This is a genomic window from Pseudoalteromonas sp. SCSIO 43088, assembly GCF_023650795.1.
GTDB lineage: Bacteria > Pseudomonadota > Gammaproteobacteria > Enterobacterales > Alteromonadaceae > Pseudoalteromonas > Pseudoalteromonas shioyasakiensis.
This window is the reverse complement of sequence record NZ_CP072675.1, coordinates 917,639-935,000: the sequence shown is the minus strand read 5'-3', so window position 1 is coordinate 935,000 and position 17,362 is coordinate 917,639. Positions and strand designations below refer to the sequence as shown.

15 protein-coding genes and 1 rRNA gene (1 of these 16 only partly in view) are annotated in these 17,362 nt (G+C 41.7%); 4 read left to right on the top strand and 12 right to left on the bottom strand.

Annotated features, from left to right (window positions below):
• Positions 1-47 (bottom strand): 16S ribosomal RNA (locus J8Z28_RS04275) (it extends 1,494 nt beyond the left edge of the window).
• 616 nt (positions 48-663) lie between these two features.
• Positions 664-1,521 carry a tetratricopeptide repeat protein gene (locus J8Z28_RS04270; protein WP_055021989.1) on the bottom strand — a complete coding sequence of 286 codons (858 nt, stop codon included), beginning with the start codon at positions 1,519-1,521 and terminating at the stop codon, positions 664-666.
• Between the two features lie 83 nt (positions 1,522-1,604).
• On the opposite strand from J8Z28_RS04270, the gene J8Z28_RS04265 reads away from it, so the two are divergent.
• Positions 1,605-2,918, top strand: a complete 1,314-nt coding sequence (locus J8Z28_RS04265) for a M20 metallopeptidase family protein (RefSeq protein WP_250659970.1) — start codon at positions 1,605-1,607, stop codon at positions 2,916-2,918.
• A gap of 1 nt (position 2,919) precedes the next feature.
• Here the strand turns inward: J8Z28_RS04265 and J8Z28_RS04260 are convergent, their stop codons facing one another.
• From J8Z28_RS04260 to pomA, 4 genes are all read right to left on the bottom strand, one after another.
• A complete protein-coding gene (locus J8Z28_RS04260; RefSeq protein WP_250659969.1) occupies positions 2,920-4,830 on the bottom strand; it encodes a DNA topoisomerase III in 1,911 nt (636 codons plus the stop codon).
• Positions 4,831-4,896: 66 nt separating this feature from the next.
• A complete protein-coding gene (locus J8Z28_RS04255) occupies positions 4,897-5,373 on the bottom strand; it encodes a hypothetical protein (protein WP_054562655.1) in 477 nt (158 codons plus the stop codon).
• Positions 5,374-5,502: 129 nt separating this feature from the next.
• The gene (locus tag J8Z28_RS04250) at positions 5,503-6,426 is read right to left on the bottom strand and encodes a flagellar motor protein MotB (protein ID WP_054562656.1); all 924 of its coding nucleotides are present in this window, start codon (positions 6,424-6,426) and stop codon (positions 5,503-5,505) included.
• A 3-nt stretch (positions 6,427-6,429) separates the two neighbouring features.
• Positions 6,430-7,197: a flagellar motor protein PomA gene (pomA, locus tag J8Z28_RS04245; protein WP_054552564.1), complete on the bottom strand. Its 768-nt coding sequence runs from the start codon at positions 7,195-7,197 to the stop codon at positions 6,430-6,432.
• A 272-nt stretch (positions 7,198-7,469) separates the two neighbouring features.
• On the opposite strand from pomA, the gene xseB reads away from it, so the two are divergent.
• From xseB to dxs, 3 genes are all read left to right on the top strand, one after another.
• Positions 7,470-7,712 (top strand): exodeoxyribonuclease VII small subunit, encoded by a 243-nt coding sequence (gene xseB, locus J8Z28_RS04240; RefSeq protein WP_054552565.1) that lies wholly within the window; start codon positions 7,470-7,472, stop codon positions 7,710-7,712.
• A gap of 4 nt (positions 7,713-7,716) precedes the next feature.
• Positions 7,717-8,604, top strand: coding sequence for a (2E,6E)-farnesyl diphosphate synthase (ispA, locus tag J8Z28_RS04235; RefSeq protein WP_250659968.1), 888 nt, complete (start codon positions 7,717-7,719; stop codon positions 8,602-8,604).
• An 89-nt stretch (positions 8,605-8,693) separates the two neighbouring features.
• Positions 8,694-10,556 carry a 1-deoxy-D-xylulose-5-phosphate synthase gene (dxs, locus tag J8Z28_RS04230; protein WP_250659967.1) on the top strand — a complete coding sequence of 621 codons (1,863 nt, stop codon included), beginning with the start codon at positions 8,694-8,696 and terminating at the stop codon, positions 10,554-10,556.
• A gap of 60 nt (positions 10,557-10,616) precedes the next feature.
• On the opposite strand, the gene J8Z28_RS04225 is transcribed toward dxs, so the two are convergent.
• The 6 genes from J8Z28_RS04225 to ribBA form a co-directional block, all read right to left on the bottom strand.
• Positions 10,617-13,703 (bottom strand): ligand-binding sensor domain-containing diguanylate cyclase, encoded by a 3,087-nt coding sequence (locus tag J8Z28_RS04225; protein ID WP_055197843.1) that lies wholly within the window; start codon positions 13,701-13,703, stop codon positions 10,617-10,619.
• 33 nt (positions 13,704-13,736) lie between these two features.
• Entirely contained in the window at positions 13,737-14,222 is a 486-nt protein-coding gene (locus J8Z28_RS04220) for a phosphatidylglycerophosphatase A family protein (RefSeq protein WP_054562659.1), read from the bottom strand.
• Complete coding sequence (thiL, locus tag J8Z28_RS04215) at positions 14,219-15,193, bottom strand: thiamine-phosphate kinase (RefSeq protein WP_054562660.1); 975 nt, start codon at positions 15,191-15,193, stop codon at positions 14,219-14,221. Before thiL ends, J8Z28_RS04220 begins: the two co-directional genes overlap by 4 nt.
• Before the next feature lie 44 nt (positions 15,194-15,237).
• The gene (nusB, locus tag J8Z28_RS04210) at positions 15,238-15,648 is read right to left on the bottom strand and encodes a transcription antitermination factor NusB (RefSeq protein WP_054552571.1); all 411 of its coding nucleotides are present in this window, start codon (positions 15,646-15,648) and stop codon (positions 15,238-15,240) included.
• A 15-nt stretch (positions 15,649-15,663) separates the two neighbouring features.
• Positions 15,664-16,128: a 6,7-dimethyl-8-ribityllumazine synthase gene (gene ribH / locus J8Z28_RS04205; protein ID WP_054562661.1), complete on the bottom strand. Its 465-nt coding sequence runs from the start codon at positions 16,126-16,128 to the stop codon at positions 15,664-15,666.
• 105 nt (positions 16,129-16,233) lie between these two features.
• Positions 16,234-17,349, bottom strand: a complete 1,116-nt coding sequence (gene ribBA / locus J8Z28_RS04200; RefSeq protein WP_054562662.1) for a bifunctional 3,4-dihydroxy-2-butanone-4-phosphate synthase/GTP cyclohydrolase II — start codon at positions 17,347-17,349, stop codon at positions 16,234-16,236.
• Positions 17,350-17,362 lie beyond the last annotated feature (13 nt).

Sequence of the window (17,362 nt, the reverse complement as noted above, 5' to 3'; positions counted from 1 at the left end):
GCCTGCCGCCAGCGTTCAATCTGAGCCATGATCAAACTCTTCAATTAAAAGTTTTTTGAAACCGAAGTTTCGTGCTCAATGAATTCTGAATTTTGATTCTTTCGAATCGAATTGACTGTGCTGAAACAAGTAAACTTGTTTCCGTTGGTCACTCAGTTCAATTGAGACTCTAAATTTGTTTGCGTTACTTAGTAAACTAAGTTTCGCTGTTAGAACTCAATCTGTACGAGTGCCCACACAGATGATTGCTTTATATTGTTAAAGAACGTTGCGACGTTGTCGCTAGGGGTGCGTATAATACATCCTTAATTTTTCGAGTCAACACTTAATTTCAAACTTTCTTTTTAGACCGTTTTAAACCGAAGTTTTACTTAACTCTGTGTCACTTTGTTCAGCGCTTTTCATTGCTGCCCGCCGTGTCAGTGGATGCGCATTATAGGGATGCGAAGAATTAACGCAAGCACTTTTTGTAGAAAACTACTAAAAACTTACCTTTCGCGCAAAAAACAAGCTAAAGGCAGTAAAAAACACAGTTTACTGTACAAAATACAGTCAACTTTTCTCGAGAGGATCTTAAGTATTATCGAAATTAGGTAATACGCAAGTTTTTAAATAAAAAAAAGCGCCACAATCTTAGTGGCGCTTTTATCAATCAACTCTGAATTAGTACAAGATACTATATAACTTACGACGATACTTAGATGCCAAGGCATCGCCATCAGGTAAAGAAGCGATAATTTCTAGATAGGTTGGTTTTGCATCTGCGTAGTTAAGATCTTTTTTAAGTACATTAAATAGCATCTCTAAAGCTTCTTCTTTACGACCCGCGCTATTAAGAGCATTACTTAGTTCTACTTTTATCTCTAAATCATTTGGGTATTTTTCAACTTTATCCTGCAGTGCTTTTATCTCTGGTGAATCTGTTGCTGCTAATGCTTGTTCACATTTTGCTTGGATATTTGTGAAATACGCATCACGTTCATTTTCTGCAACCGAATCTAATAATGCTTGTGCATCTTCTAATTTATGAATTTGAATACAGATATCAGCTAAAACTAACTTTACCCGTGTATGGTTTGGATCAAGCTCATAAGCCTGCTTTGCATAGTTAAAAGCATTATTTAAATCTTGATTGATTAACGCTTGCTTAGCTTGCTCTAGTAATAACTCGTGTTGAGCTGGTAAATGTTTGGCTAGCGCATCGCGAATTTGCTGCTCTGTTTGAGCACCCGGTAACATATCGACAGGCGCTGATTCTTTTAACATCACAAGCGTAGGTAATGCTTGTAAACCAATTTGCTGCGCAAGTTGCCCTGCAAGAGCTTGCTCAACATCACAATCTAATGTTGCTACTAATAAATGCTCACCATACTCATTTGCTATTTTCTCTAAAATTGCAGCTTGCTGATGACACTCAGGGTTTTGCGCAGAGTAAAAAGTAAGTAGCACTAGTTTTTCAGCGGACGTTTCACCCAGTGCTTGCTGCAAATTTTGCTGGGTAAGTTTTATCATATTATTCATTTGATCGATTGCACTATATAAGTATTTAGGTTTTTATATAGTGGCAAACATAACAATTACAAGCCCCACGGGTCGAGGTCATTATGAAATTATCTGCTATTTCTGCAGCTTTATTACTTCTTAGTCCATTCGCACAAGCAACAACGCTCGATTTAAATCTCAAAAAAACTATGCCTGAGATTGAAAAGCTTTATTTAGATTTACATCAATCTCCCGAGCTGTCTTACCACGAAAAAGAAACTGGTCAAAAGCTAGCAAAGCAATTAAAACAGCTGGGCTTTACTGTTACTGATAATGTGGGTGGTTACGGCGTTGTTGGTATTTATGAAAACGGTGATGGCCCTACAGTAATGATCCGCACAGATACTGATGGATTACCAATTGTTGAGCAAACAGGAAAACCTTACGCCTCTAAAGTGACTGTAATAAATAATGCTGGTGCAACAGTTGGCGTAATGCATGGTTGTGGTCATGATATTCACATGAGTTCATTTATTGGCACAGCACAACAGTTAATGACACATAAAGATCAATGGCAAGGTACGTTAATGATGGTCGCACAACCTGCAGAGGAAGTAGGCGGTGGTGCAAAAGCAATGCTTAAAGAAGGGCTTTTTACTAAGTACCCTACTCCAGACCATGTTATTGGTTTACATGTAAGTGCGAGTGTTCCTGCTGGTAAAGTTAGCATGAAAACTGAGTATACGATGGCAAGTGTTGACTCTGTTGATATTACTGTAAAGGGTAAAGGCGGTCACGGTGCCTATCCACATACAACAATAGACCCTGTTGTGATTGCTTCACGTATTGTATTGGCACTGCAAACTATTACTAGTCGCGAATTGTCACCACTTGAACCGTCAGTGGTCACTGTTGGCTCAATTCATGGTGGCTCTAAACACAATGTCATTTCTGATGAAGTAAAACTACAGCTCACACTTCGCAGTTATAACCCTGAAGTACGTTTGCAACAAATCGCGGCGATTAAACGAATTTCTAAAGGTATCGCATTAAGTGCTGGCCTTGATGAAAGCTTAGCGCCTGAAGTATATGTACATGAAGATGAGTCAATTCCTTCGACTTACAATAACCCTGCACAAACCAATGTAGTGCGTTCAGCAATTGCTAATGCTATTGGTGAAGACAATGTTCTTGAAACTGAAGCTGTAATGGCTGGCGAAGATTTTGGTCTATACGGTCGTACAGAGCAGCACGTGCCAATTACTTTGTTTTGGTTAGGCGGTGTTGAACCGAGTCAATATGATACAGCAATGCAATCTGGCGCAACATTACCTTCTTTACACTCAAGCAAGTTTGCACCTGATTACAAGAAGGCTCTTCCTACAGGGATTACAGCGATGAGTAATGCTGCGGTTGCCCTATTCAACAAAAAATAGTTTAGGCTGACTTAGCTCTAGGCTTAGTTTTTCTTTTAAAACGTCGCTTTTGCGGCGTTTTTGGTAACTGAGCAAAGACTTGGCTGTCGCACTGCTTGGCTTGCTCAACTAAAGCATGTAACTCTGCCAACAATGGCGTTAAAAATTGCTGATAACTCATGTGTTGCTCAGCTATATTCCCTAACGATGCTTCCCACTTAGCTGTTAAGTCAGGGCTAGCAAGCTGCTCTGGTAATGTACTTATAAGAGCTTTGCCTGTTGCGGTAGCTAGAATGTTTTTACCCTGACGCTCTAAAAAGCGTCGTTTAAATAAAAGCTCAAGAATACCAGCCCTTGTAGCCTCAGTGCCTAAGCCATCAGTTTCTTTGAGGATCTTTTTAATTTCTGGGTCTTTTACATAGCGACTTATGCCTGTCATAGCACTCAATAAGGTAGCATCAGTAAAATGCGCTGGCGGTGTCGTCATTTTGTCTACCACTTCACCTTGATTGCAATGTAGCGGCTGACCTTTTTCAAGTGGCGGTAAGGTTTGCTCATCTTTTAACTCTGTTTTGCCCATTAATGTTTTAAAGCCTAAGCTAACATCTTGCTTAGCAGCAGCTTTAAAAAGCCCACCCGCAATTTCAACCGTTACTTTAGTTTCGTTAAATATATAGTCTGGATAAAACTGAATTAAATAATGACGGCAGATCAACCGATAGATTTTTTGTTCATCACTATTTAATGATGCTGAGCGAAGCTGTTTTTCGGTAGGAACAATAGCGTGGTGAGCTGCCACTTTGCTGTCATTAAAACATTTACTCCGCTTATTGGTATCAGCTTGCTTGCAAGCTTCACTTACTTGACCTTCATTATTAGTGATGGCGGCAATAATCCTCGCTGCATCTTTATGATGCTCTTTTGGTAAATAGCGATTATCTGAACGAGGATACGTAATTAACTTATGGCGCTCATACAAGCTTTGACAGGTATCTAGCACCTTTTGTGCTGGCATTGAAAACGCCTTTGCCGCATCAATTTGTAAAGCCGACAAGTTATAAGGTAACGGCGCTTGTTGCTTTTTTTGCTTTTGATCAAGCTCAACCACTTTAGCCGGTTGATTAGTTATGCGTGACACAACATTTTCAGCAAGCCCTCTATGTAATACCCGCCCTTCTTCATCTTGATAAGGTTCACATGCTTTACTTGGCTGCCACTTTGCAGAAAATGCCTGCTGCTGCTGAGTTTCAAGGTGAGCTAATACTTCATAAAAAGGTTTCGCTACAAAGTTAGCTATTTCATTATCACGATTTACAACTAGACCTAAAATAGGAGTTTGAACACGCCCAACAGATAACACATTACCAAACCCAGCTTTTTGCCCAGCAAGCGTATAAGCGCGAGTTAAATTCATGCCAAATAGCCAATCGGCACGTGAGCGAGCTAAAGCAGATACACTCAATGGAATAAAATCGCGATTCGATTTTAAATTATTCAGCGCTTTTTTAACTGCACCTAAGTTTAAGTCGCTGATCAAGAGTCGTTGAATTTGCTGTTTTTTAACTTGGCTAAGTTTAACCTGTTCGATCACTTCATCAACCAATAGCTGGCCTTCCCTATCAGGGTCGCCGGCATGAACAATTATATTTGCCTGCTTGATTAGCTTTTTTAATACAGTGAGTTGTTTACGTGTTTTTGATTTAGGCTTTAATTGCCACTGTTCAGGCACGATAGGTAAATGCTCAAACCGCCACTTTTTAAAACTTGCATCGTAGTCATCGGGTTCTGCTTGTTCAAGCAAATGACCAATACACCATGAGACACAATCACCATTACCTAGCTCTATATAGCCATCATGCTTTTTTTGTGGTTTTGGCAGTGCATCTGCAATGGCTCGCGCCAAGGATGGTTTTTCGGCAATGTAAAGTTTCATAACGCAACACTAAATACTGTTTTTATAAACAGTAGTCTAGCACAGGATTTTTAACGAAGAAACGCCTTATGCTTGCTGGCTTCGTCGAGTAAAGAGGTAGATAAGCGGTAGGTAACATACGACCACAGTACCAATATTGATTAGCGGTAGCAGGGTCTTGTACATGTAGGTGCTGTAAGACAAATCCCAAAGGTGGCGGTCAACTAAACGGAACAACTGTAGAATGGGCGCCATTATCACAACCAACTGCCCTAAAACACTTTGCCATAAGTAGACTTTATCTTTAATACCCAAGTAAGCAATGATTGCCATCCAAGCAATATCATTAAAAGCCCAGACTACATAGCGCCAGATATAGATATCATCAAACTCTCTTAAAGCAGAATAAATAAGAGTTCCATAAAGGAAAAAAGCAGCAGTAATGATAGAGAAATAAAAAGCGGGCCAATCTTTACGAAGGTAAAAAATAATAATAGCCGGGCTCAAAATGAACACCCAGCTATTGCTTAATATAACTCTAATTTCTACAAACCAATCAGGCAAAATGCAGTGCCTTAATCAGTTTTATCATCATCACCGCCATCACCATTGCCTGGCATATAGCTATATTTATCAACTTTTTTCATTTTTATACTCCATTACATGTGTTAATGAAGTTTCACTTTAATTGATTTATTGCCTTACATCAATAGGGTCAGACTCGTGTGCTTTACCTTGCATAATAGAGATTTCAACACGGCGATTACGCTTGCGATCTTCATCGGTCACATTCGGTACAAGAGGCCTTGTTTCTGCGTGACCTACCACCATCATACGAGATTTATCAAAACCGGGCGCTTTTTCCATTTCACTGGCAACTGCCACCGCACGTTTTGATGATAAATCCCAATTATTAGTATAAAGTTCATTCGATACTTGGAAGTCATCAGTGTGACCTGACACGGTTATTTCACCTGGCACATCTTTTAACAGCGTAGCAATATCACGAATAATAGGTTTAAATTTTGGCTGTAAAAAAGCACTACCTGATGGGAATGAGCCATTCTCACGGATACGAATAATAATTTGCTGGCCTAATGACTCGAGCTCAATCGCACCATCCATAATTTGCTGTTCTAGTTGCTGAGCAATTTTCTTCACAAGTTCATTTGTTTGTTCTTGATCAGCTGCTGAAATTGACTGTTCTAAAGCTTGTTGCTGAGCCGTACTTTGCGATTCACCACCTCGTTTATTACCGCGCTGTTCTTGTCGACCACCGGCAGAGCTTTCGTCGCCAGCCTGAAACTCAAGCATTTGTTGCGTCATTTCTACGGTTTGTTGTTGAATCGTTTCAATAGGTGTGGGTTCAGGTTTACCCGGAGTGAACTCCATGGCAATGACCGAGGTTCCCTTTGGAATATCTTTTACTTCAATTTTATTTTGTACACCGAAAGCAAACTTCATGGAGCCGGCAATTTGCTTAAACTTCAGTACGTCCATTTCTGAGAAAGCAAGCAAGAGAACAAAGAAGCACATTAATAATGACATTAAATCTGCGAAGGTTCCCATCCAGGCGGGTAAACCCGGTGGTGGACATTTGCACTCTTGATCTGACATGCCCTACTCCTCGGTATCAACTTTACGTTTTGATTCAGCTAAGTAGTTTTTCAAGATACCTTCAATTACTTTCGGGTTTTGACCATCTTGAATACCTAGTACCGCGTCGAGAATTAAACGTTGATTAAGCGCTTCCTCGTCTTTACGTAGCTCTAGTTTTACCTGAATTGGAATAGCAACAACGTTTGCTAAGAACGCACCATAGAGAGTAGTTAAAAGTGCAACCGCCATTGCAGGGCCGATTGCTTTTGGGTCATCCATGTTTGATAACATAGCAACCAAACCGATTAGCGTACCGATCATACCCATCGCAGGGGCAATATCGGCAAGTGATTTAAATAACCCAGCCCCTAGTTCATGACGGTTAGCTGTAAGAGAAATATCTTTTTGTAGGGTGGCACGAACAACATCAGCATCATGACCATCCACTAACATATCGACCCCTTTGCGCATAAAACCGTTGGGGATTTCGGCTTCTTCTAATGCTAAGAAACCACCTTTACGTGCTGAATCAGCTAATTCTACTGCTTTTTCAATTAATTCTTCTGGAGATTCGATTTTGAACATAAAGGCTTTTGCAGCGACTTTACCTATGCCCAAAAATTGCCCCATAGTGAAATTCGATAATACGATAAAAATCGAACCACCAAATACAATGACCACCGAAGGCGTGTTGTAAAACATTGCAACTTGGCCGTCACTACTTAACACCATCGACATAGCAATTAAGCCTATGGCACCAAGAATACCTATTATGGTTGCTAAATCCACATACCCCTCCAGAGGAACAATTACACGACACCCTCAGGTATCAAATTTTTATTATTAACTGCTTATCGGCAAGCAGTTGAAATACTTAAATCATTAAATGAATTAATTTTATTTTAATGTAAGATTTTTAAGCTACAAGTTTAAGCTGTATCTAAAACCGTAAAAATAGCATATTGAAAATGGATTATGCGTAAAAAAACACATCATTCTTTGACCTAGTTTAGCATTCCCCCTAAAATTGGCCTCACTTTCTAACAGCTATCGAGGCCACAATGGCAACAAAGAAACCAGAAAACTTAAGCTTTGAAGAAGCGCTGGATGAATTATCTCAAATTGTTGCACAAATGGAGCAAGGTGAATTGTCACTAGAACAATCGCTAAAACAATTTGAACGCGGCATTGCACTGGCGAATGCTTCGTCTGGTAAGTTACAGCAAGCCGAACAAAAGGTTGCCATTTTAATGGGTAACGATAGCCAAGCTCCTCTTAGCAATTTTGATTCAAACTTGGACTAATTAAGTGCAATTAAAAGAACAACTACAACGCGCTCGTGAAGACGTTGAAGCACATTTAAATCGCTATTTCGAACTACCACTTAATACCGAAAAAACCATCAAAGAAGCCACCCATTACGGTGTTTTAAATGGTGGTAAGCGCTTACGTCCATACCTTGTATACGCAACGGGTCGAATGATGGGCGCAGACAAGGCCGATCTTGATATTCTTGCTGCCGCTATTGAGTGTATTCATAGCTACTCTTTAGTCCATGATGACTTACCTGCCATGGATGATGATGACTTAAGACGTGGCCGCCCTACCTGTCATATTGTTTATGGCGAAGCGCAAGCCATACTCGCGGGCGATGCATTACAAACGCTGTCATTCGATTTAATTGCCAACCATCAATTTGCCGTTCCTGCGAGCCAGCAAGTAAAAATGATTGCCTCATTAAGCAAAGCCTCAGGTATTGAAGGTATGGTAGGTGGGCAAGCACTGGATATTGAAGCGACCGATAAAGAAATTACCGTTGCGCAGTTAGAGCGCATTCATCAGCTAAAAACGGGCGCCTTGCTTAATTGTGCTATTACACTCGGTGCATTGAGTGCAAAAAGCTGTGATGAACATACTCTCGCGCAATTAAACCTATTTGGCCAAGCAATAGGGCTAGCTTTTCAGGTACAAGACGATATCCTTGATGTAGAAGCTGATACTGAAACATTAGGTAAGCCACAAGGCTCAGATATTGCGGCTAATAAAGCAACTTACCCTGCTTTATTAGGTATGGCTGGTGCAAAGCAAAAAGCACAAGATTTACTAGCTCAAGCTCATCAAGCTCTTGAGGCAATTGATTACGACACCAGCGAACTGGCGAGCCTTGCTAGCTATATCGTTGAACGTAATTATTAATGCCTAAAAAAGAAAGACAAAATAACTAAAAAATCAGAGCAGCAATGGGCTATAATGCACTCTGGTTAGCGAAGGATGTATAAAAAATCATGACACTTGATAGTAGCAAGTATCCATTATTAAGTTTGGTTGACGAACCAGCACAGCTGCGTGATTTAGCGCAAGACAAGTTACCTGCGTTTAGTAAAGAGTTACGCGAATACCTACTTAATTCAGTTTCGCAAAGTAGTGGTCATCTAGCATCAGGTTTAGGCACTGTTGAACTAACCGTTGCGCTGCATTATGTTTATAACACTCCTGAAGATCGTTTAGTATGGGATGTGGGTCATCAAGCATATCCGCACAAAATCTTAACGGGTCGTCGTGACCAAATGCATACTATTCGTCAAAAAGACGGTTTGCACCCTTTCCCATTCCGTGAAGAAAGCCCTTACGATACATTTAGTGTTGGCCATTCGAGCACCTCTATTTCAGCAGCCTTAGGCATGGCCATTGCTGCCGAAAAAGAAGGTAAAGATCGTAAAACAGTTGCTGTTATTGGCGATGGTGCGATCACTGCTGGTATGGCATTTGAAGCGATGAACCACATGGGTGATGTTAACCCTAACGTGTTAATTATCTTAAACGATAATGAAATGTCGATTTCAGAAAACGTAGGTGCACTAAACAATCACTTTGCCCGTATTTTATCTGGTAGCTTCTACACCAATATTCGTGAAGGCAGTAAAAAGCTTCTTTCTGGTTTACCGCCAGTGAAAGAACTTGCCAGCCGAATGGAAGAACATTTAAAAGGTATGGTCATTCCGGGCACTTTCTTTGAAGAGTTAGGCCTTAATTACATCGGCCCAATTGATGGTCATGATGTTAATATGATGGTAGATACCTTACGTAATATGCGTAACCTTAAAGGCCCGCAATTACTACATATTAAAACGCAAAAAGGTAAAGGTTATAAGCCTGCCGAAGCGGATCCAATTGGTTACCACGGCGTACCAAAATTTGATCCGAGCATGTCAAAATTACCAAAATCTAAACCTGGCGCTGCGACATTCTCAAATGTGTTCGGTGACTGGTTATGCGATATGGCAGCCCAAGACGACAAGCTAATGGCAATTACCCCTGCGATGCGTGAAGGCTCAGGCATGGTACGTTTTTCTAAAGAGTACCCAGCGCAATACTTTGATGTAGCAATTGCTGAGCAACATGCTGTAACACTTGCAGCTGGTCTTGCTTGTGAAGGGTTGAAGCCTGTTGTCGCTATTTATTCAAGCTTTTTACAACGTGCGTACGACCAACTTATCCACGATGTAGCATTACAGAACTTACCCGTTTTATTTGCTATTGACCGTGCCGGTATTGTTGGTGCTGATGGTGAAACTCACCAAGGCGCCTATGACTTAAGCTTTATGCGCTGTATTCCTAACATGATTATCATGGCGCCTAGCGACACTAACGAGTGCCGCCAAATGCTTTACACTGGCTACCAATGCAATCAACCTGTTGCTGTTCGTTACCCACGTGGTAGTGCCGGCACCTGTGAGGTTGAATCAACCATGAGTGCAATTGAAATTGGTAAAGCGCGTAGCATCAAACAAGGTAATAAGGTGGCCATCTTGTCGTTTGGTACGCTGTTAGAGAACGCCAAAGAAGCTGCTGAAAAGCTTAACGCAACAGTGATTGATATGCGCTTTATTAAGCCTCTTGATACTGACGCTATCAGTGAATTACTTGGCAACCATGATGTAATTGTTACTTTAGAAGATAACGCTATTGCAGGCGGTGCGGGTTCTGCTGTGAATGAGTACTTAGCTGCAATCAAAGCGGATGTGACTATCTTAAATTTAGGTATTCCAGATGAGTTCATTAAGCATGGTACGCAAGATGAAATGCACGCCGAAATGGGCCTAGATGCAAGTGGTATCTTAACTAGCATCAAAGAGTTCATGGCTTAAGCCAAACAGCATTCACAAAAAAGGAGCCTTAAGGCTCCTTTTTTAATACCAATAGAAACGCTAACGCATCCAAATTTTAATATCGGCTAAACCATTAGCTTGTAGTGCACTAAGCTGCTGATCAACATTGTGGCTTTGTTCGAACTCAAAGGCATCTAATTGCTCGTCAAAGGTAATGTTTGCTACACCATCACCACCGCGCTTTTTAACTTGATGCAATGCAATATCAGCAAGGTTAACTGAGGTTTCCCAACCAATAACTTGGCCACCTAATAAAGGTAAAGGATAGAAAGACCAGCCAACCGACGCAGTAATCGTGGTCGATTCTCCATTCGGTAATCTAAATGGGTTTGCTGCAATTGCCTCGCATAAGTCAGCCACATAATTGTCTATCGCTGTGCGTTTGAAATCACGTAGTAAGAGTAAAAACTCATCGCCACTCCAGCGTGCAACATAGTCAGAACCTTGAGTACGGCTATTCAATAAAGTCGCCATTTGCTGTAAGCAGCTATCGCCAGCGAGCGGGCCATATGCATCATTAATGCGACTGAAGTTATCAAAGTTAATTATCAATAGAACGAGCGACTTACCCTGTGCTTGCAATGACTGCGAGTTACGCTGGAAGTGTTCGATATCTTTAGGGAGCTGATCAAACAAGAAGCGTCGGCTACGTAGGCCTGTAAGCTCATCTGAGTGACTTACTAGCTTAAGCTGTGAATTCACTTGATTAAGCTTATCGTTAGCTTCTCGAAGCTCTACGGTACGTTCTGTTACTAAGCTTTCAAGGGCTAATTGCTTACGTTTCTCTTGCGCTCTAAATACCCAAAATACAAGGTAGAACAGTAAAATAAAGCTACTGGTGATCAAGAGTCTAAAATAAATAGTCTCATCAAAACGGCGCGGCACTACAAAGCTGTACTCAGTACGACGTGCTTTTTGCCAATCTTCACCACGGCGTTTTGCTTCAAGTTGGAATAAAAACGAACCCGGCGGTAAGTTGGTATAGATTGCCTCACGACGAGTATTGGCATAACGCCAGTCACTGTCTAAGCCACTTAAACGGTAACGGAACTCAATACTTGAAGGAGCATAATAATCAATCGCGGTGTATTTTAACGTTACATCGCGTTCATCAATTTGCAGCTCTGGTTTATTACCTAAAGTTGCGGTACTTAAATGACGAAGCGGCGTGATCAAGCTTTCAATACGAGGCTTAAGAGCTTGAACACCAAAAAGCTCTACGCTCTTTGGTATTTCTACCACACCTTGTAGGCTTGGGTACCAAATAGAGTTACCGGTATCTGCTACAGCGTCATGACCCAGACCAGCACAACACTGACTTGCTTTACCATCAAGTTGACGGTCGAACGATGAGATCACTTGTTCTACTTTTAAGCTCTCGATATCAGTACCAAACTGCTCTACTGGCATGCGGTATACACCTTTCATGGTACTAACCCAGATACGTTTTAATTGCTTATCGTAAACAAGACTAAAAATAGAGCCATACGGCAGACCATCTGTCGCATCTAACTGACGCCACTGACCTTTGGTACTGCGATAAAATAAACCATCGTTAAGTGAGCCAATTAATATCCCCACCCCTTCAATATTCAAAATACTAGTAACGTAGGCACTTTCTAAGCTGGTTTGGTCGCCAATTTTTTCAATACCGCGGTCGGTAAAGTAATAAGCCCCTTTACTGGTGCCAATTAAGCCAAAGTTTTGCTCATCCAGAACATAGGTAATAAATTTACTGCTTAAGAATGCATTGTATGCAAAGGGTGTTAAACCACCGTAGCTTAAGCGGTACATACCACGGCCAGTACCGAGCCAAAAACCGCCTTTGCTAGAACGGCTAATTGCGAATACTGGGTTATCGCGCAGCGCTCGCCCCGGTACCGTATACAAGTTTTGATTTTCGTAATAAAACACACCGCGGCCTGTTGCGATGTACAAACGATCACCATCAAATTGTAAGTCGTGCACTGCAGCTCGACCAAACTGGTTACTCGGAATTTGATTTACAAAATTCTTGTTGTAATCAAAGTAGCCAACACCGCTGCGGTTAGCCACCCATAGTTTGCCATCAGGTGCTTGGCTAATCGCCATCACCGCTTCGGTCATATTTGAGATAGCTGAGTGACGTTCAATACGTCCTTCGTGAGCAAGCCATAAGCCTTCACTGAAACTTGCCAGCCAAATATTATTTTGATTGTCACGGAAAATATCGGCAAACCAAATGCTTTGATCGAGCTGGCTTGGCTCAACCCATTGCCAATCCCCTGAATTATCACGAAATAACAGTCGGCCATAGGTCGAAATCCAAAGCGCCCCATCTGAGTCGCTCATAAACTTATAAACGGCAGAGTTACTGGCATTTGGCAGTGGGAATGGGCGCAGCTCGTCATCTAAATCAAGAAAGTAAGCACCCAGCTCTGAAGCTAGGTATAAGTTCCCTTCAAGCCAAGCCATATCATGAATAATGGTTTGTGCTAAACGCTCAGGTAATGAAACTTTGGCAGTCAGCTCTAATCGTAACTTTGCAAAGTCAGAAGAGGTATTGGTTAAACGCAATAAATGACGCTCATTGACCAGCCAAATGCCTTCTGGCGACAACGCCATTTGGCTCACTGAACCAACAATTTGCGTAATTGCTGTGGCATTAGATACAGGTACAATTAACGCTGAGTTTTGATTGAGTGTGACTTGATTTCGAGCAACGTAATAAAGGCCATTCGCTGCAATCCATATACTGCCTTTGGAGTCTTCAAGAATATCGCGAACCGGACCTTTAACGTTAAAGGTTTGCGACATCATGGTTTTAGGATCAAGTGTTACCAAGCCATTTTTGGTACCAACCCAAAGTAACCCAGTACTATCAACTAATAGCTTATTAATACCATTACTTGGTAGGAAATCGCTGTTTTGCGTATTGAAGTTAGTGAAGGTGTTACCATCAAAGCGGCTTAAGCCAAACTGAGTACCTAGCCACATATAACCTTGCTCATCTTGAGCAATGCTTTTTAAAGATTGCGATGGCAAGCCATTTTGGATGTTCCACTGTTTGACGACATAGTCAGTAATAGATGCAAACGCAGACGTGCTGCAAAGCATCAACAAACAGACAACTAGAAATCGCATCATATACTTGCCACCAAGTAACACTTAACTCATCGTTTAAAAAGGCAAATAGCCTGCTTTAAACAAGGCTTGAACACAAATTAATGAAAATATACCTGCTAAAATATCATCAGCCATGATGCCCAAGCCACCGTGTAAACGTCTATCTAGAATTCGGATAGGGCCTGGTTTAGCGATATCAAAAAAGCGGAACAATAAAAAACCAACCAACAGTGACTGCCAACTCAGTGCAGCACCAATCATGGTGATATAATAACCAGCAACTTCATCCCAAACAATGGCTGGATGATCATGTACCCCTAAGTCATCTGCTGTTTTACCACATGCCCAAATACCAAATACACTGATCACGATGGCAAACACAATCTGTAACCACAGTGGAAAGTACATAGTAGTAAAAATAAATGGCAAGGCAGCAAAGGTACCAAAGGTGCCAGGTGCTTTAGGGGCAAGGCCTAAGCCAAAACCCAAACCAAAAAATTGGTGTGGGCGTTTTAAATTGAATAATCGGTTACTGCTCAAACCGGCTCCTTCGTAAAGTGCTGAAAGCCCTTACCTTGATAATTAAATTGCTCACCATCAAGTAATAGCTCAATCTCACCTTCGCCACTTTTAATTTGACCTACACAACTTGCTTCAACACCATATTGGCGTAGCTTCATATCAACCATGCTTTTATTGCTTTCTGGCACAGTAAACAGCAGCTCGTAGTCGTCACCGTAATTTAAGATATAGTCAAATTGCTCTGCTCGTGGAATCGACGAGTTTAATGCATCAGAAACAGGCACTTTATCAACATTGATCACCGCACTAACTTGCGATAGCGCTAAAATATGGCCCAAGTCAGCTAATAAGCCATCGGAAATATCAATTGCTGCAGAGGCAGCGCCTCGCAGAACCTGACCAGCTGCAACACGTGGAGTCGGGTAATCAAAGCGATTATTTAAATAGCTTAAGTGTTCAGGGGCGATATCGAGGCCTTGTTTACGGGCTTCAATGGCTACACCAGCATCACCTAATGGACCTGTTACATAAATCCAATCGCCAACTTTAGCACCGCTACGGCGCAGTGCTTTGCCTTCAGGCACGATACCTTTAGCACAAATCGTAATAGTTAAAGGGCCTTGAGTGGTATCACCACCAATGATTTGCACATTGAAGTACTCTGCAATTTCATGCATGCCTTCAGTGAACTCTTCAAGCCACTCTATATTTGCTTCAGGCAAAGTTAGGCCTACCGAAATCCACGTAGGTTCAGCGCCCATTGCCGCAAGATCACTTAAGTTAACAGCTAAAGCTCGATGCCCAAGGGCACGTGCAGAGATGTCATCAAAAAAGTGTACGCCCGCAACTAAGGTGTCTGTTGTTACCGCCAATTGACAGTTTTCAGGCACAGTTACTAAGGCACAATCGTCACCAATACCTAGGTTAACATCACGGCGAATAATGCCACGCCCCTTAAAGTAACGATTGATTAGTTCAAATTCCTTCATACACAAAAAAGCCGGCCCAAGCCGGCTCTCCTTTACGGGGTTACTTACTTACGCAGTTCTTTCACTGCTTTATCAAGTACACCGTTGACAAACTTATGGCTGTCTTCAGCACCAAACATCTTAGCAAGCTCAATGCCTTCATTGATTGCCACTTTGTAAGGTACGTCTTCACGGAATTTCAGCTCATAGCCAGACAGACGTAAAATTGCTTTTTCGACCATGTCTAACTCATCAGCTGGGCGTGCTAAATGTGGTGCAACGATTTCATCTAATTGCTTACAGTTAACAACAACACCGCGTGCTAGGTCTTTGAAATATTCGACGTCGATCTTAGTCACATCATTTTCAATTAACATTTGCTGTTCAATATCAGCAATTGGGTTACCGCTTAACTGCCAAGAGTATACGGCTTGAAGTGCTAAGATACGTGCTTTACGTCTTGCTGCTGGTTTCACAGAGATTCCTTAAACTTAAATTTTGTCTAACACATTAACCATTTCAAGCGCACCTAAAGCAGCTTCGCCGCCTTTGTTACCCATTTTGGTACCTGCGCGCTCAATTGCTTGCTCAATGCTTTCAGTGGTTAATACGCCAAATGCAACCGGGATATCATACTCAAGAGATACTTGCGCAAGACCTTTGTTTGATTCGCCAGCGACTAAATCAAAGTGTGGTGTACCACCTCTGATCACTACGCCTAGAGCGATGATTGCATCGTGTTCTTTCTTTGCTGCAACGCGTTTCGCTGCTAAAGGTAATTCAACGGCACCTGGTACGTAAACAACTGTAATGTCGTCTTCAGATACGCCACCTGTGCGCTTAAGCTCATCAACAGCACCTGCTAATAGGCTGCTACCAATAAAGTCATTAAAGCGAGAAATGACAATGGCAAATTTTTTGCCCGGTGCGTATTTGTTACCTTCAATAATTTTCATTTAATAACCCTAAAAAATAAGTTTAAGCGGTTGCGATTGCGCAAAAATTACGGCGCATAATACCACAAAAATATAAAAGTAGCCTAGTAAATCTGTTTTCCCTAATTAAGAGCGAGGCTCAACGTAGTCAACCACTTCTAAGTGGAAACCAGATAACGCATGGTACTTCTTAGGACGGCTCATTAAGCGCATCTTTTCAATACCTAAATCAGCCAAAATCTGCGAGCCCACACCCACAGTACGCGATGTACCTTGGAATTTACGATGACTCACATTTTCGCCAGCATCTTCAGCGGCAAAGGCTTTAACGGTTGCTTCTAGGTCTTCTGTTGACTCTTGTTTACCCAAGATAACCAGCACACCGTTGTGCTCAGCGATATAAGCCATCGCATCTGATAAGCCCCAGCTACGATCAGCACTTCTATCTGATAATAGAATATCGTTAAAGGTACTTTGTAAGTGAACACGTACTAACGTTGGTTCGTCTTTCGATACTTCACCTTTTTGTAAAACATAGTGAAGCTGACCATCAATGGTGTCTTTGTAGGTCACTAAATCAAACTCACCGTGATCTGTTGGCAGTTTACATTTAGCAACGCGCTCAATGGTGGTTTCGTTTAGGTTTCGGTATTCGATTAAATCTGCAATGGTGCCAATCTTTAAGTCATGCTCTTTAGCAAATACTTCAAGATCAGGGCGACGCGCCATGGTGCCATCTGGGTTTAAGATTTCAACAATCACAGATGACGCCTCAAGACCCGCTAAACGCGCTAAATCACAACCTGCTTCAGTATGACCTGCACGTGTTAACACGCCACCAGGCTGCGCCATAATTGGGAAAATATGCCCTGGCTGAACGATATCGCTCGGCACGGCACCTTTAGCGATTGCGGCTTGAACGGTACGTGCACGGTCGGCCGCTGAAATACCTGTAGTTACACCTTTCGCCGCTTCAATCGACATAGTGAAGTTAGTTGAAAAAGCTGCACCGTTATTTTTCACCATCAGTGGTAATTCTAACTGCTGACAACGCTCTTGTGTCATTGTTAAACAAATTAAACCACGGCCATGTGTTGCCATAAAGTTGATAGCATCAGCACTAATGTGCTCTGCTGCGATGATTAAATCGCCTTCATTTTCTCGGTCTTCATCGTCCATTAAAATAACCATTTTACCGGCTTTAATGTCATCGATAATTTCTTGCGCGCTGTGTAAATTCATAATGTGCCCATGA